This is a genomic window from Mesonia mobilis DSM 19841 (assembly GCF_000423405.1).
Lineage (GTDB): Bacteria > Bacteroidota > Bacteroidia > Flavobacteriales > Flavobacteriaceae > Mesonia > Mesonia mobilis.
The window spans coordinates 207,307-231,000 of record NZ_AUHX01000004.1 but is presented as its reverse complement, the minus strand read 5'-3'; the positions used below and the strand labels follow the sequence as shown (position 1 = coordinate 231,000).

The following is a 23,694-nucleotide window of genomic DNA, read 5'->3' as shown; positions in this document are numbered from 1 at the left end:
TATATTTTAAAATAGAATTCCGCTAATTCCAATATCTTTGCACGCCATTTAATGAAGAGCGATGCAACTCACAGCTTACACAAAAGAATTTAAAAAAAACCTGAATATTGCTTACCCGGTAATGTTGGGGCAATTAGGTCATGTGTTGGTCGGGCTTGCCGATAACATTATGGTCGGTAGGTTAGGTGCAGCTCCATTAGCCGCAGTTTCGTTAGGAAATAGTTTAATTTTTATCGCCTTATCGATTGGGATCGGGTTTAGTTTTGCAATTACGCCGCTAATTGCAGAGGCAGATGGCGCTCGAAATATAGAGAAAGGTCGTTCGTATTTTCAGCACGGTATCGTGATGTGTACGATTATTGGGTTGCTGTTGTTTGGAGTCGTTTGGTTTTCTAAACCGGTTTTGTATTACCTCGATCAACCTTCAGAAGTGGTAGATTTAGCCTTGCCATATATTGATATTGTTGCTTTTTCGTTAGTTCCGGTAATGGTATTTCAGGCATTTAAGCAATTTGGCGATGGACTTTCGCAAACCAAATATGCTATGTACGCCACGATTGGAGCGAACTTGGTAAATGTACTTTTTAATTATCTATTGATTTACGGTGTCTGGATTTTTCCGAGGTTAGAATTAGAAGGAGCGGCGATTGGTACGTTAATTTCAAGATTTTTTATGTTGGGGTTTATATATTTCATTTTAAAAAAGAAAAAGAAATTCAGCACCTATTTTATATGGGCAAAAAAATCACTTCAACAGAAAATTTTCAAGCGCTTATTTAATTTAGGATTTCCTACTGCTTTACAAATGCTTTTTGAGGTGGCAATTTTTACCGCATCGGTGTTTTTAGCAGGAACTTTAGGTACCAATGCGCAAGCTGCCAATCAAGTCGCACTAAACCTAAGTTCGATGACGTTTATGATCGCTGTTGGTATTGGCGTGACGGCAACCATTCGTGTAGGAAATCAAAAAGGGCAGCATAATTACGAAGAATTACGCCGAATCGCTTTTTCAACTTTCTTTTTAGTATTTATTATTGAAGCTTTTTTTGCTTTAGGTTTTATATTGCTGAAAGATCTATTGCCCGTTTTCTATATCGACAATGCAGAAGTAATCGCCTTAGCAGCGCAATTATTGATCGTTGCGGCGCTATTTCAGTTAAGTGACGGTTTGCAAGTGGTAATTTTAGGAGCTTTACGTGGTTTGCAAGACGTACGATACCCAACATTGATCTGTTTTTTTGCCTATTGGGTAATTGGTTTCCCGGTTTCTTATTTATTAGGAAAAGAAAGCGCAATGGGCAGTATGGGAATTTGGTTTGGTTTGTTGGCAGGTTTAACAGCATCTTCAATATTATTGTATATTCGATTTAATTATTTAAGTAAAAAACTAATTGAAAGAGGTGTGATTAAAGACCTCTTATAAACATAAATTCATGCAATTTCCAAGATTTATATTAGGCGATAACACCGATTATCCAGAAGCAATTTTCGTCATTCATACAGAATTTCCTCGCTTTATTATTAACCTACAAGACGATGAGGTAGAATGGTTAGAAGATTTTGATAAAAATGATGAGGAAGAATTAGAAAATGAGGCGGAAACTTTAATTCGAGAAGCTTCAGAGTTTTACGATCGCGAAGTCGAACGTTATCAAGAAGATGATTAATGGAAGAATTAATTCAGCTCGATCAAGAACTTTTTCTATACCTGAATAATTTAGGCTCCGAAACCTGGGATTGGTTTTGGGTGTTTATTACCCATAAATTTGCTTCCATTCCGCTATATGCGTTTTTGCTCTATCTTTTATATAAAAACTATGGCTTAAAGCCTACTATCGTAACGGTGGTTTTGGTTGCGGGACTTATAACGTGTACCGACCAGCTTGCCAATGTGTTTAAAGATTATTTTGAACGTCCACGACCTTGTAAAGAAGATTTTATAGCTGAAGGAAGAATGCTGTTAGATTACTGCGGAAGTTATGGTTACTTTTCTGCTCACGCAGCAAGTTCGATGGCATTGGCATTTTATTTAGGAAATATTTTGAAGCATTGGTACAAGTATGCTTTTGTATCATTAATCTTTTGGGCAGCAATTGTAGGCTATAGCAGAATTTATGTTGGGAAACATTACCCTGGCGATGTAATTACCGGAATGATTATCGGAGCCTTGTTTGGTTTTGTGTTCTATAAGCTTCAGCAATATTTAGTGAAGAGATTTGCTTAGTTTTCTTTCTGTAACAAATAAAATTTTCTAATTAATCTGCTTTTATAACCGCCTTTTTCAGGATTAACATAATTTAAATCGTATCGGTCTGAAGCTATAATTTTATAATTGGTGAATTTTTCTACAATCGAAGAATCTTTTTCAGCCATAATAATTCCAAATCTTTCAATATTTGGGGTGTATAGGCTGTCTTTTTGAATAGTTGGAATAGGTTCTCCATATTCCCAAATGATTTCTGGTGTTTTTCCGCCGTAATCATAAAGTTTAAAATTTTCTTTTTCGGCAAAAGCGTGAAGTTCATTAAAATTATGAAACTTTGGGTTGTTTAATAAAGTATCTACCAACGGAAGACCAAAAGATATAATTATACATACAAAACCAATTGTAGCATAAAATACTTTCGTGTAAATTTGTTTTTTAAGGTTGAGGAACATCACTAAAGCTGCAACAACCAAACCAACAGAAGTGAGTAAAAAATAAATCCAATAAACTCCTTCAATATCTAATACAAAATAACCGGCAATAGGAAATGCCAAACCGATTAGCGCAATTAAGCCGTGATTAAAATATACAACCCATTTTTCTTTGGAAGGAAGTTCTTTAAATTTTCTTATTAGGTATTCTACATAAAAACTGGTGTTAAATGCCATCGGAATTAAAACAGGAAGCAAATACCGAGATTTTTTTTCTGGAATAACAGAAAGTAAAATTACGGAAATAATTGTCCATAAAAAGGAAAATAAATAGGCCTTTTTATTGGTGACTTTGTTCTTAAGGTAAGGGTAAAGTAAGGCTACCAAAGACGGAATAGTCCAAATTCCGCTCTGAGTAAAAAAGCTCCAGTAATAGTACCAAGGTCTAATGTTGTAATTTCCCCAATTGGTAGTTTCTTTTTCAGCAATTTTTAAAAAAGCAGCAGGGTCTGCCAAACGCACATAAATAAACCACCAACCACCGATGAGTAAACCAATTAAAAGAAAGCTAATTAGAGGAAGCCAACGTTTCTTGAAATTTTGATATTTATAAACAATCCCGTAGCTAATTATAAACGGTAATAAAAGTGCGTAGAGCGAGACAGGACCTTTACTTAAAAAGGAAAATCCGAAAAATAATGCAGCTAAAATTGCGTGCACATAAAGTTTATTATCGTTATTAAAAAATTTCCAGAGGTAATAGATGCAAATCATCATAAAGGCGTGAGTAAAAATATCCCATTGCCCATTTCTGCCTGAAAATATAATATAAAACGAAGTCGCTAAAATTAAAGCAGCTTGAAACGATTGCTCTGTCGAGATCTTAAATTTTGGTAAGATTTTATAAAACCCAAAAATTAATAATAGGGAGCACAAAGCAGCAGGAAGCCTTAGTAATATTAAGCTTTTAAAATTTGCTAAGTTTCCAAAAAGAGCTGTTAACCAAGTAGGAAGCGGCGGTTTTTGGTAGCGAGGTACATCGTTTAAAGTGGTTAATAACCAGTTATTTAGATTAATCATTTCTCGAGCGGTTATAAAATTCCGGGCTTCCATAATATTTACATAAATCGCATCTAGATTTACAAAAAATATAAGTCCGATAATAATAAGTAAATAATAGCTGTGGCGTTCTTTTGTAATCATGATTTTTTACTTAAAATTATATTACGAATATAGATAAAGCATCCGGTAATGTGACCAATAAAAAGTACGGGATCTTTTCTTAATATGGCATAAACCAAAATTAATAAAGCACCCACTAAACTAAGTATCCAAAACCCTAATGGTAAGCTCGATTTCTTTTTTCTTTCAGAATAAATCCATTGGTAAAAAAAACGTAAATTGAAGATCATTTGAGCTCCAGAGCCTAAAATTAAAAGCCAAAGAGGTATGGCATCATTATAAAAGAGTTTTTCAATATCGTAAGCATTGTTATTGTAAGAGTAAATAACAATTAACAACGGAAAAAAGTACAGGAATATTCTTAAAATTAAAGGTGCTTTTTGCCATTCACCTTGTAGTTGCAAGTTTCTTATGTAAATAAAATAAGTAATAGCTTGCCCAAGCATTATAGCAAAATCTTCCCTTAGATAGCCGTATACAAATAATAAAAAAGAAGCAAATAGGCTTAATTTCCAAAATAAAGAAGGAGTGAGTACTTTTTTATGTTTTTCAGAAAGAATCCATTGTAAAAGAAGTCTTCCGGAAAATAAAGATTGAGCAATTAAGCCAACAGCATAAATTTGCCAACTGCTCATGCGTTCTCATTTACTTTGTAATTAATATATTTTTTTTTCATCCATAAATAGGCAAAACAATCTAAAAAGGGACCTATTAACCTATTGGTAAGATGAAATTTTGCTTTTCCTGCAATTCTAGGGTAATGCCTTACTGGTACTTGTAAAACCTTTCCTTTTTGAAGTAAGATCATGGCAGGTAAAAAACGATGTAAACCTTTAAACATAGGGATACGTTTTGCATAGTCTAATTTGATCACTTTTAATGGGCAGCCAGTGTCATCCATACCATCATTAGTAAAGCTTCGTCTAATTCCGTTAGCGATTTTTGAAGACATATTTTTTTTGAAAGAATCTTTTCTGTTGGCTCTTACTCCTGTTACAAGTTCATAATCTTCGATATGTTCTAATAATAAATTAAAATCTTCAGGATCAGTTTGTAGGTCAGAATCTATATAACCTATAAAAGGTGTAGTTGCATAATCAAAACCAGCTTTAATTGCTGCACTTAGGCCTTGGTTACTTTCAAAAGAGATATAATGAAAAGCCATTTGACGTTCACAAATATCTTTTATTAAGGCTAAACTGTTATCTTTAGAACCATCATTAACAAATAAAATACAACTTTTTTTTGAACCTATAGTAAGGTAATTTGCTAATTGCTTTTCTACGCGCAATAAGTTTTCTTCTTCATTGTATACGGGTACAATAATGGTAAATTCGTATTCCATAAATTTTAATATTGGGTGCAAATGTATCAATTAATGTAAATTTTCTATAAAAGTTTTTATATATCTCTATTATTTAAAAAATGACTTTGTATTTTGCGTGTTCTTAAAATGAATTGATAAGGATTAATAAAATTCTATGAAAATACTTATTACCGGAGCAGCCGGCTTTATTGGCTCTCATACTGCAGAACGTTTTAAAAAAGAAGGTCACGAAGTAGTAGGCTTAGATAACTTTAATGATTACTACGACCTCTCTCTTAAAAAATTAAACGCAGAAGATTTAATTAAAGCAGGTGTCGAAGTAATTGAAGTTGATCTTCGTGTGGAAGAAAGCTATAAACCATTATCAACAGATTTCGATTTTATTATTCATTTTGCGGCTCAACCCGGTATTTCAAGTAGTTGCACGTTTGAAGAGTATTTAACTAACAATATTATTGCTACAGAAAAACTGATCAAGTTTGCGCATCAAAACAAAAACTTAAAGCAATTTGTAAATATTGGTACTTCTTCAATTTACGGTTTAGAAGCCACTTTCCCTGAAAGTGTGGCACCGATGCCGGCTTCAAATTACGGAGTAACCAAATTAGCAGCAGAACAATTAGTCTTAGCAGAATCTAGAAGCAAGCGAATGAGTGCCTGTAGTTTGCGTTTATACTCGGTTTACGGCCCAAGAGAAAGACCAGAGAAACTTTACACTAAATTAATTGCTTGCGCTTTTAATAAAGAAGCTTTCCCGTTATTTAATGGTAGTGAAAAGCATTTAAGAAGCTTTACCTATGTAGGAGATATTGTTGACGGTATTGTTGCTGTAGTTAATCGTTACGAAAGTGTAAACGGTGAGATCATTAACCTAGGAACAGAAGTAGAACATACCACACAAGATGGTATCGATTATGTGGAAGAACTCTTAGGGAAAAAAGTTGAAATGAATGTAATTGAAAAGCGTCCTGGAGATCAATGGCGTACCAATGCAAACATCGATAAAGCCAAAAAATTATTAGATTATAACCCGACGACCGGTTTAAAGGAAGGACTTCAATACCAAATCGATTGGTATAAGGAGAAATTCTTATAGATCTTTAGCGAGATTCAGTAAAAAATTAGCAGCAACAAAAGGTGTAGTTTCATTATTTTCTATGGCTTTTAGTTGCTGTTTTAGTTGAATTTTAATTTCTTCTTGTTGGTAAAAGTTAGCCTTCAGTCGATCGTTAATCGTTTGTAATAACCAAAATTTGTTTTGTTCTTGTCGCTTGTGCTGAAAGAATTGATTTTCTTTGACCATTTTTTCATAAGTAACGATCATTTCCCAAATTTCTTCAATTCCTTGTTGGTGCAAAGCACTGGCTAATTTGACTTTAGGTTTCCAACCACTTTCGGTTTCTGGGTAGAGGTGAAGCGCTTTTCTGAATTCAGATTTGGCTTGTTCGGCCGGTTTTTTATTTTCACCATCGGATTTATTAATCACGATCGCATCGGCCATTTCCATAATGCCACGTTTAATACCTTGCAATTCGTCTCCGGCTCCAGCTAATTTCAGCAATAAAAAGAAATCGGTCATACTGTGAACCATCGTTTCACTTTGACCAACGCCAACGGTTTCAATTAAAATAGTATCAAAACCTGCCGCTTCACATAAAATAATCGATTCTCGTGTTTTTTGTGCCACGCCACCCAACGAATCTCCAGACGGAGTTGGTCTTATAAAAGCATTTTCTTGTTTTACCAATTCTTCCATTCGGGTTTTGTCTCCTAAAATGCTTCCGTGAGAGACGGAACTCGAAGGGTCTACCGCTAAGACCGCGACTTTCTTGCCTAAACTAATTAAATAATTTCCGAAGGCTTCAATAAAAGTGCTTTTACCTACACCGGGAACTCCTGTAATCCCGATTCTAATCGATTTATTGGCATAAGGTAAACAGCCTTCAATAATTGCGTTTACATCGTCTTGATGTTTAATTTGTAAACTTTCAACTAGAGTAATTGCTCGGCTTAAGGCAGTTTTATTCCCTTTAATGATTTGCTCGACTAACTCTTGCGGATTTACTTTTTTCTTCCGAAGATTTTTAATGCGTTCAGCACTTTTAGCGCTTACACTTTTAGGAAGTGAAACACCTGGTGTTTCGTGCAATGCAGAATCTTTTTTCTTTTGGGTCAAAGCAAAATTATTTAGGACAAATTTATGAATTCATTTTTGAAAAGCCTTTGATTACTTTATATATTGAAACTAACAAAAACTAAAATTTAAAATTATGAAAACTTTGTATACCGGTAAAGCTACAGCTTCTGGAGGAAGATCTGGAAATGTAAAAACAGATGACGGTAAAATAGATAAATCGTTAAGCGTTCCTAAAGGTTTAGGAGGCGAAGGCGGCGATGGTACAAACCCAGAACAATTATTTGGTGCAGCTTACGCAGCTTGTTATGGTAGTGCTTTAGAATTAATTGCAGAAAAAGAAGGCGTAGATCTTGGTGATTTTAGCGTAACCGCTTCTGTAAGTATAGGAAAGTCTGATGAAGGCGACCTAGACCTATCGGTAGTCTTAGATTCTTATTTACCAGGCGTAGATGTAGAAACAGGAGAGAAGTTAGTGAATAAAGCGCACGAAGTTTGTCCTTATTCTAGAGCGACGAGAGACAACATTGACGTAACTTTAAATTTATTATTAGACGAATAGTCAATTTAATTGAAGTTGAAATAAAACAAAAGCCTGAAATTAATTTTCAGGCTTTTTGTTTTCTGCAGTTTTAAACGGGACGGCAATTACTGTATGATCCCAAGCTAAAAACATAACATTTAAGTTTTGCTGATCGTCAAAATAAATGGTGAATTGCTCAACAGCCTTTAAATTTTTATTTACCGGTACTTCGAGTGTGAGCATATCATATTCCGGATCGCGAGCTGCCTCTTGTGTAGTGAGATCGATTCCCCAAGTATACATTTTTTCATTAAAAATAACTTTCCAAGAATCTTGATTGGGTATTGTCCAAAGCGTGTATTTTCCTGATTGTAATTTGGTGCCATCGACCATAATATCTCGGTTTACTTCAAAAGTAGTTGCTTCATTAGCTCCGGTTCGCCAAACTTCTCCGTAAGGCACAAGATCGCCAAAAATATCTCTTCCTTTTTTATAAGGTCGGTTGTAAACCACTTCAACTTTTAATGTTCCTTTTTGGTATTTGGTGGTATCTTCCGGGCTGTATGATTTGGTTTCACCTTTCCAGATATAAAAACCGATCGTGCCACCGAGTACAATGACCATTAAGATAATAATGGTCCATTTTATCTTTCTTCGCATTCAGAATATTTTCTGCTAAATTTAAATAATAATTTTTGCAACATTAGCGATTTTAAGATGTCTTTATAAATGAATAGTAACTAACCAAGATTATTTTGTTACAAACAGAACTCATAGAAGCTTGCAAGCGAAATGATAGGAAAGCCCAGATGCAACTTTACAATAAGTATTGTGATGGGATGTACTATGTAGCATTGCGGTTTTTAAAAAATGCTCACGATGCCGAAGAGGCGATGCAAGAAGGTTTTATACAAGCCTTTTTAAAACTGCATCAATTTACGGGTGAAGTGACTTTTGGAGCCTGGTTAAAACGTATCGTGATCAATAAAAGTATCGATATGTTAAAGGCGAAGAAAATGAACTTTACAGCGATCAACGAGCAAACTTTAGGAACTGTAGAAGAAGACGATAACTGGTCGATCGGTGACGATGTTACCATCGACTTGGTGAAAAATGAAATTGAACAATTACCGGAAAAGTACAAGTACCCTGTAATGTTATTTTTAGTAGAAGGTTACGATCACGAAGAAATTTCAGAAATATTAGGCATCACAGCTGTGAGTTCGAGAACGCTCGTGCATCGTGGAAAGAAAAAATTGCAGAAAAAGTTAAAATCATATTACAATGGCACAGGATCTTAGAGACTTATTTAAAGAAGATAGAAAAGGCGTGCAACAAACAAACATGTTAAACGGTCACGAAAAAAGATTTGAGCAGTTGTTAGCGCAACGTATGCCACAACAAGAAGTAGAAGAACCCCAAACCAATACTAATAATCGTTTTTATTGGATGAAGATCGCAGCGGTCTTTATTGTAACGGTCGGTGTGTTCTCTTGGTTCATATTTCAGAATCCGGGAGCCGGGAAGCCTTTAGATAATGCAGTAGTAAATACAACGCAAACTGAAGAAACTTCAGCAGAGAAAGAATTGTATTTAAGTGACATTTCTCCAGAATTTAAACAGATCGAAGATTACTATCTGGCAAATATTAATACCGAATTATCACAGCTTACGGTAACTTCAGAAAATAAAGAGTTAATCGATTCTTTTATGGTTCAATTAGAACAGTTAGATAAAGAATATCAGCGTCTAAATTCAGAAATAAAAGAAAGTGGTATCGATGAACAAACGGTAAGCGCCTTGATCAATAATTTAGAGCTAAGGTTAGATCTTCTATTCAAATTAAAAGATAAGTTGAAAGAAATTAAAAAAGAAAATTTACAGAACATTCAAGGAGAGCAAATTTAAAAGAAAGATGAAAAAGAATATTATAAAACCCCTCGTAATTGCAGCACTGTTCTTGTTTCAGGTAAGTGTGAATGCTCAAACAGAAGTAGATAAATTAACAGAGTCGTTTAATGTAGATGAAGATGTGTTTATCGATTTAAATACCAAACGTACGCACGTGGTTTTCGAAACCTGGAATAGAGATGAAGTAGAAGTAGAAGCTAAAGTTTCTTCCGATGAATTTAGCAAAGAAGAACTTCAGAAGATCGCAGAGTTATGGCGTTTAGAAGTTTTAGGAAACAGCGGAAAAATTTCAATTTTCTCTAACGGGAGTGACGCCGGAGTAGGTGATTTTGCTGAAATGGGAAATGCTATAAGTGCCGTAAACAGAGAAATGATCGCTCCGCTTATGCAAAATATGGTAGGCCCAATGCTTCAAAAAATGTCTAACCATCCGTTACCACCAGAGTTTGCAGAAGGTTTAAGTAGCTTGAAGTTTGATTATGAAGCCTATCAAGACGAAGGAGAAGCTTACGTAGAGCGTTACGAAAAGCAAGTTGAACAAAAGTTTGGGAAAAACTTTGAAGTGGCGATGGAAGAATGGGGAAAGAATTTTGAAAAAGATGCTGCCGTTTGGGCAGAACAGTTAGAGCGCAAAATGGAACAGATGGAGCGCAGCGGCGAGCTTAAAAAACGTGAGCAAGAGATCGAAAAACAAATGGAAGAATGGGGCGAGCGTTTTGGTAAGCAAGTAGAAGCTTGGGCACAACAATTTGGTGGTGAAAATGGCAATATGACGAAAACTGTAACCACAACTCCAAACGGTAAAGTGGTGAGTATGCAATACAGTAGCCGTGGTAATGGTAATCCTATGTCGATGCCTTTGATGCGTAGAGCAGAAGAAAAAGTAAAACGAATTCTAGTCATTAAGATGCCTAAGAACGCCAAAGTTCATTTTAATGTAAGACACGGCGATCTAACGCTAGAAGACGATGTGAATAATTTAAGAGGATCGGTGGCACACGCGGGCTTTACCGCAAAAAATATTACCGGTAAAGACAATGCTTTACAAATTTCTTATTCACCAATAGATATTGAAAGTTGGGAACACGGAAGTATGCGCGTGAGTTATGTAAAAGATTGTAAAATTAATTCAGCAAAAAGCATTAAGCTGTCTTCTAATGCGAGTGATGTGGTGATCGATGAGTTAGAAGAAACGGGAATAATTTCAGGGTCTTTTGGTGAGTTAACCATTAATAACACCGGTAACGATTTTAAACGTTTAGATATTAGTTTAGAAAATAGTGATTTGGTGTTGAAGTTGCCAAGTTCATCCTTCAACTTTACTTATAACGGTTCTCGAAGCGACGTGAAATATCCTGAAAATTTAAAAGCCAACGTGATGGATAGTTACGGTAACCAATTGATTAACGGTTATCATAAATCTAGAAATACCGATAGTAGTATTAATATCAACGCGCGTTTTAGCGATGTGTTAATCAAATAAACAGGAAAATAATTGATTAAGTTTGGTTTTAGATTGAGTTAAGGTTTGTAAACCTTCCTGTTTTCAAAAATGTTTTGTTCGAAAGAGCAAAACATTTTTATTTTTAGCAAAAAAATGCACGATGACTTTTACTGAATATTTAACGCAATTAACTGCTAGTTTTACACCTGTTTTGGGTGATTTTAAAGCTGAAGATTATTTGCCGCTAGACCTTTCTGTTTCTAATGAAGGTTTAGCTGAAGTAGATCTTACTTCACCTCAAGCAATGCAAGATTATATTCAGCAACAATTGCAGTCTAGCGATAAACGAGTGGCAGTTGGTGGCTATTTAGAAAAGCGAAATTTGTACCGACGCAGTGAACATTTTGGTAAACAAACTATTGAAGATCGGGATATTCACATTGGTTTAGACTTGTGGGCAAATGCTTACACCGCAGTTTTTAGTCCGTTGGCGGGAGAAGTGCATAGCTTTCAGAATAACACTAATTTTGGCGATTACGGTCCGACGATTATACTGAAACATTCTATTAATGAAGTTGAATTTTATACTCTTTACGGTCACTTGAGTTCAGCTTCAATTGAAGATTTAAACGAAGGAAAACAAGTGGCTGCCGGTCAAAAAATAGCTGAGTTAGGCGAGGCAGAAGTCAACGGAGATTATGCGCCACATTTACACTTTCAGCTCATCAAAGATATCGAACAAAAAACCGGAGATTACCCCGGTGTTTGCAGTATTGAAAATTTAGATTTCTATCGAAAAAATTGTCCCGATCCTAATTTGCTTTTAAAAATTACTTCGCTTTCTTCTTCACAAAAATCGAAACAATAGCAGAAGTTACAATTCCCATCGCTAAGCTGAAGAAAATCCCCTGAATTAAGTAGGAGTTGTAGTTAAAATAAGCTTCCGCACCTTGCTGACTCATTCTGCCAGATTCAACCGTATACGTAATAATATTATTAAAATAGTCGGGTGAGATGTAATACGAAACAATGTATTGCACTAAAGGGGTAAATACTGCAATAATCGCTGAAATAATTGTTCCGGAAACTAAACCTTGTTTCCAGGTCATTACTCCGTTAAAGTCTTTTTCTCTTTTGTTGATCAATGCAATTACAAAAATGATAAGGTAAGGAATCGCGATGAGGTTGGTGTAAATTGCATGTTTTGAAATAAGCTCGTCGTGCCAACCCATACTTTTCTCAAAGTACATCCAAAGTAGCGTGAACATGCTAAAAATGATAGCCCATCTAAATTCTATTCTAAAATTTTTCATCTGTAAGTTGTATTCAGCTTTAAAGTTGCTAAATTAATAAATGCTCCCTTATTTTTTCTGAATTACTTCTCTAAATTGTGAAGTAGAATATTGAAGGAGCTAAGTGAAACATTTCTTAAAGTTGAAAATATTTTTTGACTCTGCTTGCGATGATAGTGGTTATCAGTTTTATTTGTCATTCAGAATGGAGCATTAGCGAAATCAAGAATCTTTTTTAGGCAGTCATTAAAGCCTAAGTATAAAATTATAAATACAGAAGATCCATTTATTCAAATTGATCATTAAAAAAATGCCATTCTGGATTTAAATTATTAATTAAAGTTTCTTTTTTTGTGCGGCTATAACCTTTGATTTGTTTCTCTCTTTTTATTGCTTCTTGAATATTTTGAAAATGTTCTAAGTAAACTAAAAAGAAACAATTGTATTTTTTTGTGAAAGAATTTTTAGAATTTGGATTTCTATGGAAATAAAGCCTGTCTTTAAGGTTGTTAGTAACACCGGTATAAAGAACAGTTTTATTTCTGTTCGTTAAAATGTATACATAATAGTTGTGAGTTCCTAAAGTTTTCATCAACTATAAAAGTATAGAAAATTATGTTATTTAGAATATTTATATATGATAAGAGTTTTGTTCAATCTATAATTAGAGTAAGAAAAGATTCCTCCTATTGTCGGAATGACACATAATGTAAGTGCTTTTTATCTTTCAGAATGAAGCGATAAATGAATGAAGCATCTTTTGTTATTGAATTAGGGTTTTGTTTTAAAATAATTCCTCCAATCTCAGTTACAGTTTTGCCTTAGAATAGAATACGAGTCTAATTAGCAACCTTTTGATTTTTGAAGTTGCTCTTCGATATTCTTCATCCAGACTTCTCTTTCATTTACAACAAACTTATAGGTTTTTCCTTCTTTTGTATGAACTTTTAAAATGTTGTCAAATCTCATGATTTTGGTGTAATTAAAAGGTTCAATTTTTTCAATAGCTGAATATAAAATTTTTGTTTCCCCTCGTTGAATATTGAATTTATGAGAGCTGAAAACTAAACCTTCTTTAGTTAAAAATAATTTACCGCCAACAGCTTCAATTCCTCTAAATAAATTTGCCGGTCCTCCCGCTATAATTTCTTCCTGATCGCTAGTGATCGTATTGGTATTCTTAGAAAAGAAATTAGTGATGCTTTCAGAATTTCGATTGAATAAATAAGTATTAGCAAACACGAATACAAAACCAAATAAAATACTCTGTAGAATTATTGAGCCTGTGTCTTGTTTTTCAAATGGTAAAATGTACTGTAAAGCAAATAGAAGTACAGCATATACAATCGTTGTTGAAATAGCAAGGTTTAGTTTTTGCTTTAAGGAGATTTTTTTATGTTGAGTGCCTATATTTTTCATAAGTATAAATATAAAAAAATCCCAAACACTAGTATTTGGGATTTTTAACTTTATACATAAAAGTTATTTATGAATGCTTGGTAAGTACCCAAGTTCCGTTTTCAATTAACGGGATGGCTTGTTTGTATTTTACCGTTTTCGATTCTCCATTGACCACATTTTTAATGGTTACTCGATCGTTACGACCAATTTTAGGTTGGTCTCTTTTAATCGTTTCCGTTTTTTGTGGTCGTTGTTGCGGCTGTGTTTGTCCGGCAGCTCTCGATTGTGCAGCACGCTCGTCGATATTCGGGATTTCTTCTTTGCTGGTTTCTACCTTTTCTTTAGGAGTTTCTTTAGCTTCCTGAATATTGGTTTGTTGTTGCTGCGGGATTTCTCCTTTAAACAAGAATGAAATTACGTCCTTATTCACTTCATCTAACATCGCTTTAAACAATTCAAAAGCTTCAAACTTATAAATTAATAAAGGATCTTTTTGTTCGTGAACCGCTAACTGAACGCTTTGCTTCAACTCATCCATTTTACGAAGGTGCGTTTTCCAAGCATCGTCGATAATGGCTAAGGTGATGTTCTTTTCAAAGTCGGTAATTAATTGTTTACCTTCTGTTTCGTATGCTTTTTCTAGATTCGTGGCTACATTAAGCGTTTTAGAACCATCTGAAAATGGTACGGCAATACGCTCGAAACGTGAACCTTGTTCTTCGTATACGTTTTTGATTACCGGAAAGGCTAATTCTGCATTACGCTCCATCTTATCTTGATAATTTTGATAAGCCGCGTTATACACTTTAGCGCTTAGATTCTGAATATTTGTTTTTTCAAACTCTTGTTCAGTTACCGGAGCATCCATTGAGAAGTATCTGATTAATTCAAACTCGAAGTTTTTATAATCGTTCGCTGTTTTGTTGGTTTCTGTAATTGCTTCTGCAATATCAAAAATCATATTAGCGATATCTACACGTAAACGCTCTCCGAATAATGCGTGGTAGCGACGCTTGTAGATTACTTCACGCTGTGCATTCATTACATCGTCATATTCTAATAAACGCTTACGAACACCAAAGTTATTTTCTTCAACTTTTTTCTGCGCACGTTCGATGGATTTAGAGATCATTCCGTGTTGAATTACTTCACCTTCTTCCAGCCCCATTCTATCCATTAACTTGGCAATTCTTTCAGAACCGAATAAACGCATCAAGTTATCTTCTAAAGAAACGTAGAACTGAGAACTACCCGGATCTCCTTGACGACCGGCACGACCTCTTAACTGTCTATCTACTCGACGAGAATCGTGACGCTCGGTACCGATAATGGCTAAACCACCGGCAGCTTTTACTTCTTTAGAAAGTTTAATATCGGTACCACGACCTGCCATGTTGGTGGCGATGGTCACCATACCGTTTTGTCCGGCTTGTTCTACAACATCTGCCTCTTTCTTGTGTAATTTCGCATTTAATACGTTGTGTGGTACTTTTCTAATTTGAAGCATTCTACTTAACAATTCAGAAATTTCTACTGAAGTTGTACCAATTAATACCGGGCGACCGGCCTGTGAAAGTTTGGTTACTTCTTCAATAACCGCGTTGTATTTTTCCCGTTTAGTTTTGTAAACTAAATCGTCTTTATCGTCTCTGGCAATCGGTCTATTGGTAGGGATTTCAACTACATCTAATTCGTAGATTTCCCAGAATTCGCCTGCTTCTGTTATCGCAGTACCCGTCATCCCTGACAGTTTACGGTACATTCTAAAGTAATTTTGAAGCGTGATCGTTGCAAAGGTTTGTGTAGCATCTTCAATTTTTACACTTTCTTTCGCTTCAATCGCTTGGTGTAAACCATCGCTATAACGACGACCGTCCATAATACGACCGGTTTGTTCATCGACGATCTTTACTTTATTATCCATCACCACATATTCGGTGTCTTTTTCGAATAGGGTATAGGCTTTTAGTAATTGACGAAGTGTATGAATACGTTCACTCTTTACACTAAAGTCTCTAAATAATTCTTCTTTTTTCTCTGCTTCTTCTTCTTTAGAAAGTCCTAAGTTTTCAATCTTAGAGATCTCGATTCCCATTTCGGGCATCACGAAGAAGTTAGGATCTTCCTTCCCAGAAAGGAACTCCACCCCTTTATCTGTTAAGTCGATCTGGTTGCTTTTCTCTTCAATCGTGAAGTATAATTCTGCATCTATTTTATGCATCTCCCGATTGTTATCTTGCATGTATTGGTTTTCCGTTTTCTGAAGTAATTGTTTAATTCCTTCTTCACTTAAAAACTTAATTAAAGCTTTGTTTTTTGGTAAACCACGGTAAACCCTTAATAATAAGAATCCACCTTCTTTGGTATCGCCGCTAGCGATTAATTTTTTAGCATCGGCAAGAACACCCACTAAATATTTACGTTGTGCTTCTACCACTTTAGAAACCTGAGGTTTTAAAGCATCGAATTCGTGTACGTCACCTTTAGGTACAGGACCGGAGATAATTAATGGCGTACGCGCATCATCGATCAATACAGAATCGACCTCATCGACAATGGCATAATTGTGTGGACGTTGTACCAAATCGTTTGGCGAGTGACTCATATTATCACGTAAATAATCGAAACCAAACTCGTTATTGGTACCGTAGGTAATATCGGCATTATAGGCTTTACGTCGCGCTGCTGAATTAGGTCGGTGATGATCTACACAATCTACACTCATCCCGTGGAATTCGAAGATAGGTGCCATCCAGGCGCTATCACGTTTTGCCAAGTAATCGTTTACCGTTACCAAATGTACACCACGCTCGGTTAAGGCATTTAAATATACCGGAAGGGTTGCCACTAAGGTTTTCCCTTCACCGGTTTGCATCTCTGCAATTTTACCTTGGTGCATCGCGACACCACCAATAAGCTGAACATCGTAGTGAACCATATCCCAAGTGACTTGCTTTCCGGCAGCATTCCAAGAATTGCTCCACAAGGCTTTATCACCTTCTAAGGTTACGTTATCTTTTATTGCTGAAATTTCTCTGTCGAACTCGGTTGCAGTTACTTCTAAAGTTTCGTTATGCGCGAAACGTTTTGCCGTTTCTTTTACGGTTGCGAAAGCTTCCGGAAGAATTTCGTTTAGAATACCTTCAGAAATGGAATAGGCTTCATCTTTAAGTGTATCAATTTGCGCGTAGATATCTTCTTTTTCAGCAATATCTTCAGAATTTTCTGCTTTTTCTTGCAGCTCGATAATTTGCTGATCTACCGCTTTGGTAGCTTCTTTTATTTTTGACTTAAAAAAAGTGGTTTTATTTCTTAATTCATCTAAAGAAAGCTTTTCGAATTCACTTTCTAATGCTTTGATTTGCTCGACAATTGGCTGAATGGATTTGACATCCTTTTCAGATTTATCGCCCACAAACATTTTTAGTACAGCGTCTAAAAAACCCATAGTGGTTATTGTTTTTATTTAAAAATAAGCAAAAAAAAAGCCTCTAGAGAGAGACTTTTACTTATTACTTTTTGTGTTGTTTTAATATTCATCCTCGTTCCAAAGGTAATCTTCGTCGGTAGGATAATCTGGCCAGATCTCTTCAATAGAGTCGTAAGAATCACCTTCGTCTTCAATAGACTGTAGGTTTTCTACCACCTCTAGTGGTGCACCCGTTCTAATTGCATAATCTATTAACTCGTCTTTTGTAGCCGGCCAAGGAGCATCGCTTAAGTAAGATGCTAATTCTAAAGTCCAATACATCTTATTGTGTTTTAGTTTTGTGCAAAAATAAATTTTTCGACGTAAAAGTCAAGTAAAAAATCTATTATTTCATCATTATTTTCAAGAACTTGTTTTTCAGGTAACTAAACCCTTAATTTTACTGGGGTTTAAAGTTAGGAAGATTTTTTGGGAATCCATTTTATTTCTTCTACTTGCAATGATTTAGACAACATTCGTGCCAGTACAAATAAGTAGTCTGATAATCGATTTAAGTATTTTAAAATGGCCTCTTCAAAAGGTTCTAAATCGTAGAGTGCTGTTGCTAAGCGTTCTGCGCGTCTACAAACACAACGGGCAATGTGACAATATGACACGGCCGGGTGGCCGCCGGGAAGAATAAAATGTGTCATTACCGGTAAGTCGTCGTTCATGCGATCGATTTCTTGTTCTAAAAACTCAATTTCTTTTGCTGCTACCTTTTGAATGTTTAGGCGGTCTTTCCCGTTTTTAAGTTTAGCTTTCTCCGGGTCTGTGGCTAATTCTGCTCCAATGGTGAAGAGTTGGTGCTGAATATCGAACAAGATCTCTTTAAATTTCTGATCGATGTCTTGGTCTTTTAAAAGACCAATGTAAGCATTTAGCTCATCGACGGTGCCGTAACTTTCGATACGGATATGGTGTTTAGGGACGCGTGTGCCTCCAAAAAGTGCGGTGGTACCTTTATCTCCGGTTTTTGTATATATTTTCATGATTTTTATTTTAGATGGATAGGGCTTTTGTGCAACTATCTAGGGAGTATCTATGGGGTTACTCGGGTTTATCTTTAATGTTGTCAGGACTGTCTTTTTCTTTTCTTTTTTCGTAAAAGTTTTTTCTGAAATTACGAGATTTTCGATCGTAGCGTTTTTCTTTATTGCGGTTGTTGTTTTTCACCACCGCAAAAAATAAAACGGCTAGTACGATGATCACCAGGATTAATTGTGTTTTTTCTGAAATGTTCTCTAGCATTCAATTGAATTTTAGCTGAAGGTAAAAGTAAGGAAAATGAATTTGAAGTTGAAATTGAAATTGAAGTTGATCCTTCGGCAGGCTCAGGAGAGGGGTTAGGTTTTAGGTAGTAGGAAGTTATAGGTTTTTTAGAATTGTGGTTTTCGAGTATTCGAGTATGTGAGTTTTTGGGTTTGCGAGTTTTTTGGGTTGGTTTAGTGAAGTTATTGTGTACTCTTATTCATGAGATTCCGGATCAAGTCCGGAATTGTGTTTTTCTTTTGCATTGCTCAAGGTGCATTCCTCTCCCTTGCGGTCGTCGGATGCAGATTCTTCGTTACACGCCAACGCTTAAGTTATTGCTTGATTTTCTATGCTCATGAAAAGTATGCCAGGTTAATTAAAATTCAACTTCCAGCTCCCAACTTCCAGCTTCCAAATTTCAATCTCCAGCCGTCATGCTGAACTTGATTCAGCATCTCATCCTACTGTTTCCAACTTCTAAATTCCAAATTCCAAACTCCAAATGTCAAATAATTACGTCTAAGCTCTAGTTTCTATTCTCTAAATTCTAGGTTCTTATCAGCTTTTGGTATACATAAGTTAACCCACGCGTTGCAGATGAGCGAAGCTCACTTAGTGAGTGTCTTGAAGACCTCACCTTGCGGGTGTGCAAGCACCCTCGTTGTTCTCATTTTGAGTTTAAATTCTCAATTTTAGTGCTGCTTCTCGATACAATTTTAAACTTGCTATCGCTGTTTAAAATCACTCGAAGTGACTTTTTGACTTTGTTTTTAAGAAGTAAATTTTTAAACTCTAAATTCCAAAAATCAAATTCCAACCGTCATGCTGAACTTGATTCAGCATCGCATCCTGTTTTTTCTAACTTCTCTCTTCCAACTCCTAACTTCCATAAACTAACGTCTAAACTCTAGTCTCTAGGTTCTAGATTCTAAATTCTATGATCTTATCAGCTTTTGGTATACATAAATTAACCCACGCGTTGCAGATGAGCGAAGCTCACTTAGTGAGTGTCTTGAAGACCTCACCTTGCGGGTGTGCAAGCACCCTCGTTGTTCTCATTTTGAGTTTAAATTCTCAATTTTAGTGCTGCTTCTCGATACAATTTTAAACTTGCTATCGCTGTTTAAAATCACTCGAAGTGACTTTTTGACTTGGTTTTTAAGAAGTAAATTTTTAAACTCTAAATTCCAAAAATCAAATTCCAAAAATCAAATTCCAACCGTCATGCTGAACTTGATTCAGCATCGCATCCTGTTTTTTCTAACTTCTCTCTTCCAACTCCTAACTTCCATAAACTAACGTCTAAACTCTAGTCTCTAGGTTCTAGATTCTAAATTCTATGATCTCAACATCTTTCAGTATACATTTTACAATATACTTTCATACTGTCATACCGAGGTATCGAGGTATCTTTTCAACTTCGAATTCAATTTCAATTTCAATTCATGCTTCTTTTCTTTTGCATTGCCCAAGTATGCATTCCTCTCCCTTGCGGTCGTCGGATGCAAAAAAATCTAGGCTTATTTTCCTAAGCTTGAAAAGTATGCCGGGGTTTAGTTAAAATTCAACTTCCAAATTCCAAATTCCAAACTCCAGAAGTCCTGTCTCGTTTTTCCTGGTTCTAAACTCTAGTCTCTAGGTTCTAACCTCTAACCTCTAATAGCTAATCTCCCCATACCTGCTTCCTAAAACCTACTACCTAATCCCTAACCTCTAACCTCTAAAACAAACCTACCCGACGACTACTTCAATTCCTACTTTTTGGGCTTTGTATTGAATGTAGGTGAGGAGTTCGTTGTAGCTCCAGTTGCGGAGGATAAAGTCTTCTTGCTTGGCGAGTTCGATTTTGGCGTCTTGTTGCAAGAGCAGCAAAGTGCCGGCTTGTTGTTGCAGGCAAAAATCGATGAGCCGCCGACTGTAGAGGTGCAGGCGTGAACGTACGTAGTTGCGCTCGGTGGCTTTAAATTTTGCAACGGCTTTTAGTTTGCGTCGGCGCCCTTTGCCCGATCGGGCATAGGTGGCTCCAGTTTGTGCGCGCTTGATCGCGGCTTGTATCGCCAGCCGGCGGTGTAAAAACTCTTCTAGCGTACCGATCGCCAGGCGTTTCTTGCCGACCTTTACCACGAGGGGATGGGCTAGCGAGAGGGAGGCTTCTGCGACGATTCCCGGGTTAAGCGCGTGCGTCTCTTTTTCAAATTCAAATACTGGCAGCCAATAGATCTTATCTTTTTTGAGCTGCAATTGCGAGGTACAGAGTTTGAGCTGGTCTTGTGCATAGCGGTGTAAGAGTTGGTACTTATCACTATGATCTCTCCCTAAGTAGGTGTGGAGCGGTATACCAAACAAACGGAAGCCAAAGGCTTTTTGTTCGGGTTTGTGGGTAAATTGGCGGACTTCGTCCCGACTAAAGGGAAAGGGCATGTCTTTTCTAAAGTTGGGGATCGAGCGTTCGCCAAAACGGTAGTCTTCCCGGTACCGCATAAACTCACTGTAAAGGCTCCCTTTTAAACAGGTAATGATATTGGTAGGCATTTCGCCTTTAAAACGCTTGGAAGCCACTTGATAGAGCGTGTTGATGCGCGAAGTATTCAAGACTCCGTCGGGATCTTTCTTCTCATCCCAGAGTTTGAGTCGCAGTCCTTCGGTGAGGTAGAAAAAATCACTGATCATCTCCTGCGTATAGAGGTGGGAGACCATCAGGTTGGCGGTGCGGTAGCAACAGCTCTGCCAATGATAGAGCTTGCCGATCGCTTCCCGGCGTTCTTCCGCCGTGGGCAGATCGACCCGCACTTGGATCTTTCGGGTGAGTTTGAGGGTCTTGTTCATCGTGTTAGGCTTAAAGTTTTTTGAGGATGTTGTTGGGTATATTGATAGGTCAAGCTAAACTGCTGCTGTACTTCTTGGGTGGAAGTGCCCAATTGCTCGGCAATCTCGGCAAAGGAGCGTTGCTCTTTACAACGCAGTTGCCATACCTGCACTTGCGTTTCGGTAAGCTTTTGCTCGACTTGTTTAGTCTCCTTATTCGCTATTGGCTCTTCCAGCTCTACATCTTGGCAGAGGATCTTTTGGAGTTGCGCAATGGCACGCTGCACTTCGCGATAGACGGCGGTGGTGCTGCTCCCGGTAAGCCGGGCGATGGTTTTGTACTCAAAGCCGTGGGCTAAACATAATTCGATGAGGTCTTGCTGCTTGCCGGAGAGTAAGGGTAATACTTTTTGAACCCGCTCCCAACTTTCTTGAGTTTCTGCCTGCTGCTGTCGGTGGGCTTCGTCTAACGCAGGATCGTCTTTGAGGAGGTAGTCGCTGTAATTTTCATAGTATTCCAAGCGATTGAGGCTGCGTTGAAACTGATGCTTGGGTTGGTGGTAATGGCTGATGCACTCCCGCTTCATTACTAAGCGCAGGAAAAAGAAGATGTGCTTCGGGTTTTCCAGCTTTTCTCGATTTTGCCAAAGTTTTAAAAAGCATTCTTGTACGAGATTTTCGATTACAAAGTCGTCTTTGAGCCACTGCAGACCGATATACCACAGCATACGCGCATAACGTTGGTACCAAAACTCCAGCGCCTCGGCTTTGCCGTTTTGTAATTGGGTATAGAAATGAGTTTGCATAGGCATTCGCGTTTGCAGGAGCAAGCTCCCGGTTAGGTCAATAGATTAAGGCGAACGAAAACTTCGATAGCTAAAGAAGAAAGGCTTTGAATGGGCGAGAAGTATACCTGAGTAAAGAAATAAAAATAGGCGTGGAACTCAACTTATTGTATAGGAGGTACTGGCGTGTACCTTGACCACAAATAAGTGAGCCCACACCATTTTATAGGCGTGAGCATCTACACTTATTGTCTCGTGGTATAATTATAAAACGCCAGTTTTTCCTATACGAGACTCAAAGCGATGCTTCTGTTTAATCAAGAAGTGATCGCAAATTTAATATTTCTAATCAAATATAATAAAACTTTACAAATTACAGGACTATAGTCCTTAGTTTTTTATTCGTTTTTTTTCTCATTTTGTATTTATGCACGAAACATTAGATCAAATAGAACGTGATATAATCGAAAAGGTGAAAGAGCTTAGAAAAGAAAAAGGTATAAGCCAAACACAGCTATCGTTAGCAATAGGTAAAGGAACTACGTTTATATCGGATATTGAAGCTCCTTCTAAAAAAGCAAAGTACAACATCATTCATTTGAATCTAATTGCAATTGCACTTAGTTGTTCTCCTAGGGATTTTTGGCCTAATGATCCAGTTACAGAGAAAAAATATGCTTTCATAAATAGTTTAAATAAAAAGAGCAGTAAATAGTAGCGGGTTTTATTACTTTAGGCTCTGTAAATTAAACTCTGTCTGATCCCTAATTCTAGGGCAAGCCTCAGCGGAATTAGTATTTATATCCAGTGGTATTCTGTTTCGAAATTTACTGTGAAGTTATTGAATCGTGAGGCTTGAATTTTGCAAGGGAGCTGTCTATTTATTCTTGATGTTCCTTGTAGCCAAGTGAACTAGTTTACGTAGTGACCTATTCTTAGTAAATGCACCTTTGTTTTGGTAACTTTCCTGATTTGAGGATGAAAGCCCTCTACAGTATTGGTGGTGTAACTCAACTTCGACAGGCTCAGGAGAGGGTTTAGGTTTTAGGAAGTAGGTTGTAGGATGTAGGAAGGTTTTTAGAATTATGGTTTTCGGGTATTCGGGTTTTTGAGTTTTTGAGTTGGTTTAGTGAAATTGTTTTGTACTCTTATTCATGGGATCCCGGATCAAGTCCGGAATGACGGAGAGGAGTTGACCCTTCGGCAGGCTCAGTATGACATTTGGAAAATAGATTCTAGAGAATAGAACATAGACTTTTGGATTATGGTTTTTAGGTGTTCGGGTATTTGGGTATTCGAGTTTTTGTATTTGTGAGTTTTTTGGGTTGGTTTAGCGAAGTTATTGTATGCTCTTGTTCTTGAGATTCCGGATCAAGTCCGGAATTGTGTTTTTCTTTTGCATTGCCCAAAAGAAACAAAACTCTAGGCTTACGAAGCTTCCTCTAAATTTATCGTTCGACACCTAAATTTCAGGAACTCGCTATCGCTCAAACAGCCTGAAATTTTACGGTGTTTTCACTTCAAATTTTA

General features: G+C 36.6%; 24 protein-coding genes. 10 read left to right on the top strand and 14 right to left on the bottom strand.

The window, feature by feature from the left end:
- Window positions 1-61: 61 nt before the first annotated feature.
- From G551_RS0103720 to G551_RS0103710, 3 genes are read left to right on the top strand one after another with little or no spacing between them, the layout of a single operon-like run.
- Window positions 62-1,423 carry an MATE family efflux transporter gene (locus G551_RS0103720; RefSeq protein WP_027884297.1) on the top strand — a complete coding sequence of 454 codons (1,362 nt, stop codon included), beginning with the start codon at window positions 62-64 and terminating at the stop codon, window positions 1,421-1,423.
- Window positions 1,424-1,433: 10 nt separating this feature from the next.
- Complete coding sequence (locus G551_RS0103715) at window positions 1,434-1,667, top strand: hypothetical protein (protein ID WP_027884296.1); 234 nt, start codon at window positions 1,434-1,436, stop codon at window positions 1,665-1,667.
- Entirely contained in the window at window positions 1,667-2,224 is a 558-nt protein-coding gene (locus G551_RS0103710; protein WP_027884295.1) for a phosphatase PAP2 family protein, read from the top strand. The genes G551_RS0103715 and G551_RS0103710 overlap by 1 nt, the downstream gene beginning before the upstream one ends.
- Here the strand turns inward: G551_RS0103710 and G551_RS0103705 are convergent.
- The 3 genes from G551_RS0103705 to G551_RS0103695 are packed head-to-tail and all read right to left on the bottom strand — an operon-like array spanning window position 2,221 to window position 5,164.
- Window positions 2,221-3,840 carry an ArnT family glycosyltransferase gene (locus tag G551_RS0103705; RefSeq protein WP_027884294.1) on the bottom strand — a complete coding sequence of 540 codons (1,620 nt, stop codon included), beginning with the start codon at window positions 3,838-3,840 and terminating at the stop codon, window positions 2,221-2,223. The genes G551_RS0103710 and G551_RS0103705 overlap by 4 nt on opposite strands.
- Window positions 3,837-4,454 carry a lipid-A-disaccharide synthase N-terminal domain-containing protein gene (locus G551_RS0103700; protein WP_027884293.1) on the bottom strand — a complete coding sequence of 206 codons (618 nt, stop codon included), beginning with the start codon at window positions 4,452-4,454 and terminating at the stop codon, window positions 3,837-3,839. Before G551_RS0103700 ends, G551_RS0103705 begins: the two co-directional genes overlap by 4 nt.
- Window positions 4,451-5,164 carry a glycosyltransferase family 2 protein gene (locus G551_RS0103695; RefSeq protein WP_027884292.1) on the bottom strand — a complete coding sequence of 238 codons (714 nt, stop codon included), beginning with the start codon at window positions 5,162-5,164 and terminating at the stop codon, window positions 4,451-4,453. The genes G551_RS0103700 and G551_RS0103695 overlap by 4 nt, the downstream gene beginning before the upstream one ends.
- Before the next feature lie 136 nt (window positions 5,165-5,300).
- On the opposite strand from G551_RS0103695, the gene G551_RS0103690 reads away from it, so the two are divergent.
- Window positions 5,301-6,242 (top strand): NAD-dependent epimerase/dehydratase family protein, encoded by a 942-nt coding sequence (locus G551_RS0103690; protein ID WP_027884291.1) that lies wholly within the window; start codon window positions 5,301-5,303, stop codon window positions 6,240-6,242.
- On the opposite strand, the gene meaB is transcribed toward G551_RS0103690, so the two are convergent.
- Window positions 6,237-7,322 (bottom strand): methylmalonyl Co-A mutase-associated GTPase MeaB, encoded by a 1,086-nt coding sequence (gene meaB, locus G551_RS0103685; RefSeq protein WP_027884290.1) that lies wholly within the window; start codon window positions 7,320-7,322, stop codon window positions 6,237-6,239. The two genes, G551_RS0103690 and meaB, sit on opposite strands and share 6 nt — an antisense overlap.
- Window positions 7,323-7,416: 94 nt before the next feature.
- Here meaB and G551_RS0103680 point away from each other — a divergent pair, with 94 nt between their 5' ends.
- Entirely contained in the window at window positions 7,417-7,842 is a 426-nt protein-coding gene (locus tag G551_RS0103680; RefSeq protein WP_027884289.1) for an organic hydroperoxide resistance protein, read from the top strand.
- Between the two features lie 39 nt (window positions 7,843-7,881).
- Here G551_RS0103680 and G551_RS0103675 read toward each other — a convergent pair whose 3' ends face one another.
- On the bottom strand, window positions 7,882-8,463 hold the full coding sequence (locus tag G551_RS0103675; protein ID WP_027884288.1) for a DUF2911 domain-containing protein: 582 nt from the start codon (window positions 8,461-8,463) through the stop codon (window positions 7,882-7,884).
- Between the two features lie 95 nt (window positions 8,464-8,558).
- On the opposite strand from G551_RS0103675, the gene G551_RS0103670 reads away from it, so the two are divergent.
- The 4 genes from G551_RS0103670 (at window position 8,559) to G551_RS15375 (ending at window position 12,026) form a co-directional block, all read left to right on the top strand.
- Window positions 8,559-9,104, top strand: a complete 546-nt coding sequence (locus G551_RS0103670; protein ID WP_027884287.1) for an RNA polymerase sigma factor — start codon at window positions 8,559-8,561, stop codon at window positions 9,102-9,104.
- Window positions 9,088-9,711 carry a hypothetical protein gene (locus tag G551_RS0103665; RefSeq protein ID WP_027884286.1) on the top strand — a complete coding sequence of 208 codons (624 nt, stop codon included), beginning with the start codon at window positions 9,088-9,090 and terminating at the stop codon, window positions 9,709-9,711. Before G551_RS0103670 ends, G551_RS0103665 begins: the two co-directional genes overlap by 17 nt.
- A gap of 7 nt (window positions 9,712-9,718) precedes the next feature.
- On the top strand, window positions 9,719-11,197 hold the full coding sequence (locus G551_RS0103660; RefSeq protein ID WP_051191244.1) for a hypothetical protein: 1,479 nt from the start codon (window positions 9,719-9,721) through the stop codon (window positions 11,195-11,197).
- Between the two features lie 121 nt (window positions 11,198-11,318).
- Window positions 11,319-12,026: a peptidoglycan DD-metalloendopeptidase family protein gene (locus tag G551_RS15375; protein WP_051191242.1), complete on the top strand. Its 708-nt coding sequence runs from the start codon at window positions 11,319-11,321 to the stop codon at window positions 12,024-12,026.
- On the opposite strand, the gene G551_RS0103650 is transcribed toward G551_RS15375, so the two are convergent.
- The 9 genes from G551_RS0103650 to G551_RS16380 form a co-directional block, all read right to left on the bottom strand.
- Window positions 11,989-12,471, bottom strand: coding sequence for a DUF4199 domain-containing protein (locus tag G551_RS0103650; protein ID WP_027884284.1), 483 nt, complete (start codon window positions 12,469-12,471; stop codon window positions 11,989-11,991). The two genes, G551_RS15375 and G551_RS0103650, sit on opposite strands and share 38 nt — an antisense overlap.
- A gap of 265 nt (window positions 12,472-12,736) precedes the next feature.
- Window positions 12,737-13,042, bottom strand: coding sequence for a GIY-YIG nuclease family protein (locus G551_RS0103645; protein ID WP_036243255.1), 306 nt, complete (start codon window positions 13,040-13,042; stop codon window positions 12,737-12,739).
- Between the two features lie 251 nt (window positions 13,043-13,293).
- On the bottom strand, window positions 13,294-13,869 hold the full coding sequence (locus G551_RS16160) for a GRAM domain-containing protein (RefSeq protein ID WP_051191241.1): 576 nt from the start codon (window positions 13,867-13,869) through the stop codon (window positions 13,294-13,296).
- Window positions 13,870-13,936: 67 nt separating this feature from the next.
- A complete protein-coding gene (gene secA / locus G551_RS0103635; RefSeq protein WP_027884282.1) occupies window positions 13,937-17,299 on the bottom strand; it encodes a preprotein translocase subunit SecA in 3,363 nt (1,120 codons plus the stop codon).
- An 81-nt stretch (window positions 17,300-17,380) separates the two neighbouring features.
- The gene (locus tag G551_RS0103630; protein WP_006989959.1) at window positions 17,381-17,602 is read right to left on the bottom strand and encodes a DUF2795 domain-containing protein; all 222 of its coding nucleotides are present in this window, start codon (window positions 17,600-17,602) and stop codon (window positions 17,381-17,383) included.
- A 134-nt stretch (window positions 17,603-17,736) separates the two neighbouring features.
- Window positions 17,737-18,312: a cob(I)yrinic acid a,c-diamide adenosyltransferase gene (locus tag G551_RS0103625; RefSeq protein ID WP_027884281.1), complete on the bottom strand. Its 576-nt coding sequence runs from the start codon at window positions 18,310-18,312 to the stop codon at window positions 17,737-17,739.
- A gap of 58 nt (window positions 18,313-18,370) precedes the next feature.
- Window positions 18,371-18,571 carry a hypothetical protein gene (locus G551_RS15365; RefSeq protein WP_036243250.1) on the bottom strand — a complete coding sequence of 67 codons (201 nt, stop codon included), beginning with the start codon at window positions 18,569-18,571 and terminating at the stop codon, window positions 18,371-18,373.
- A gap of 1,734 nt (window positions 18,572-20,305) precedes the next feature.
- Complete coding sequence (locus G551_RS0103610; protein WP_027884280.1) at window positions 20,306-21,400, bottom strand: transposase; 1,095 nt, start codon at window positions 21,398-21,400, stop codon at window positions 20,306-20,308.
- Window positions 21,397-22,185, bottom strand: a complete 789-nt coding sequence (locus tag G551_RS16380) for an RNA polymerase sigma factor (RefSeq protein WP_036243288.1) — start codon at window positions 22,183-22,185, stop codon at window positions 21,397-21,399. Before G551_RS16380 ends, G551_RS0103610 begins: the two co-directional genes overlap by 4 nt.
- Before the next feature lie 406 nt (window positions 22,186-22,591).
- Here G551_RS16380 and G551_RS0103600 point away from each other — a divergent pair, with 406 nt between their 5' ends.
- Window positions 22,592-22,879, top strand: a complete 288-nt coding sequence (locus G551_RS0103600; protein WP_027884278.1) for a helix-turn-helix domain-containing protein — start codon at window positions 22,592-22,594, stop codon at window positions 22,877-22,879.
- Window positions 22,880-23,694 lie beyond the last annotated feature (815 nt).

Excerpts from the sequence above, each read along its gene's own strand:
- G551_RS0103720 (WP_027884297.1), top strand. The coding sequence starts at position 62 with ATGCAACTCACAGCTTACACAAAAGAATTTAAAAAAAACCTGAATATT.
- G551_RS0103715 (WP_027884296.1), top strand. The coding sequence starts at position 1,434 with ATGCAATTTCCAAGATTTATATTAGGCGATAACACCGATTATCCAGAA.
- G551_RS0103710 (WP_027884295.1), top strand. The coding sequence starts at position 1,667 with ATGGAAGAATTAATTCAGCTCGATCAAGAACTTTTTCTATACCTGAAT.
- G551_RS0103705 (WP_027884294.1), bottom strand. The coding sequence starts at position 3,840 with ATGATTACAAAAGAACGCCACAGCTATTATTTACTTATTATTATCGGA.
- G551_RS0103700 (WP_027884293.1), bottom strand. The coding sequence starts at position 4,454 with ATGAGCAGTTGGCAAATTTATGCTGTTGGCTTAATTGCTCAATCTTTA.
- G551_RS0103695 (WP_027884292.1), bottom strand. The coding sequence starts at position 5,164 with ATGGAATACGAATTTACCATTATTGTACCCGTATACAATGAAGAAGAA.
- G551_RS0103690 (WP_027884291.1), top strand. The coding sequence starts at position 5,301 with ATGAAAATACTTATTACCGGAGCAGCCGGCTTTATTGGCTCTCATACT.
- G551_RS0103680 (WP_027884289.1), top strand. The coding sequence starts at position 7,417 with ATGAAAACTTTGTATACCGGTAAAGCTACAGCTTCTGGAGGAAGATCT.
- G551_RS0103675 (WP_027884288.1), bottom strand. The coding sequence starts at position 8,463 with ATGCGAAGAAAGATAAAATGGACCATTATTATCTTAATGGTCATTGTA.
- G551_RS0103665 (WP_027884286.1), top strand. The coding sequence starts at position 9,088 with ATGGCACAGGATCTTAGAGACTTATTTAAAGAAGATAGAAAAGGCGTG.
- G551_RS0103660 (WP_051191244.1), top strand. The coding sequence starts at position 9,719 with ATGAAAAAGAATATTATAAAACCCCTCGTAATTGCAGCACTGTTCTTG.
- G551_RS15375 (WP_051191242.1), top strand. The coding sequence starts at position 11,319 with ATGACTTTTACTGAATATTTAACGCAATTAACTGCTAGTTTTACACCT.
- G551_RS0103650 (WP_027884284.1), bottom strand. The coding sequence starts at position 12,471 with ATGAAAAATTTTAGAATAGAATTTAGATGGGCTATCATTTTTAGCATG.
- G551_RS0103645 (WP_036243255.1), bottom strand. The coding sequence starts at position 13,042 with ATGAAAACTTTAGGAACTCACAACTATTATGTATACATTTTAACGAAC.
- G551_RS16160 (WP_051191241.1), bottom strand. The coding sequence starts at position 13,869 with ATGAAAAATATAGGCACTCAACATAAAAAAATCTCCTTAAAGCAAAAA.
- secA (WP_027884282.1), bottom strand. The coding sequence starts at position 17,299 with ATGGGTTTTTTAGACGCTGTACTAAAAATGTTTGTGGGCGATAAATCT.
- G551_RS0103630 (WP_006989959.1), bottom strand. The coding sequence starts at position 17,602 with ATGTATTGGACTTTAGAATTAGCATCTTACTTAAGCGATGCTCCTTGG.
- G551_RS0103625 (WP_027884281.1), bottom strand. The coding sequence starts at position 18,312 with ATGAAAATATATACAAAAACCGGAGATAAAGGTACCACCGCACTTTTT.
- G551_RS15365 (WP_036243250.1), bottom strand. The coding sequence starts at position 18,571 with ATGCTAGAGAACATTTCAGAAAAAACACAATTAATCCTGGTGATCATC.
- G551_RS0103610 (WP_027884280.1), bottom strand. The coding sequence starts at position 21,400 with ATGAACAAGACCCTCAAACTCACCCGAAAGATCCAAGTGCGGGTCGAT.
- G551_RS16380 (WP_036243288.1), bottom strand. The coding sequence starts at position 22,185 with ATGCAAACTCATTTCTATACCCAATTACAAAACGGCAAAGCCGAGGCG.
- G551_RS0103600 (WP_027884278.1), top strand. The coding sequence starts at position 22,592 with ATGCACGAAACATTAGATCAAATAGAACGTGATATAATCGAAAAGGTG.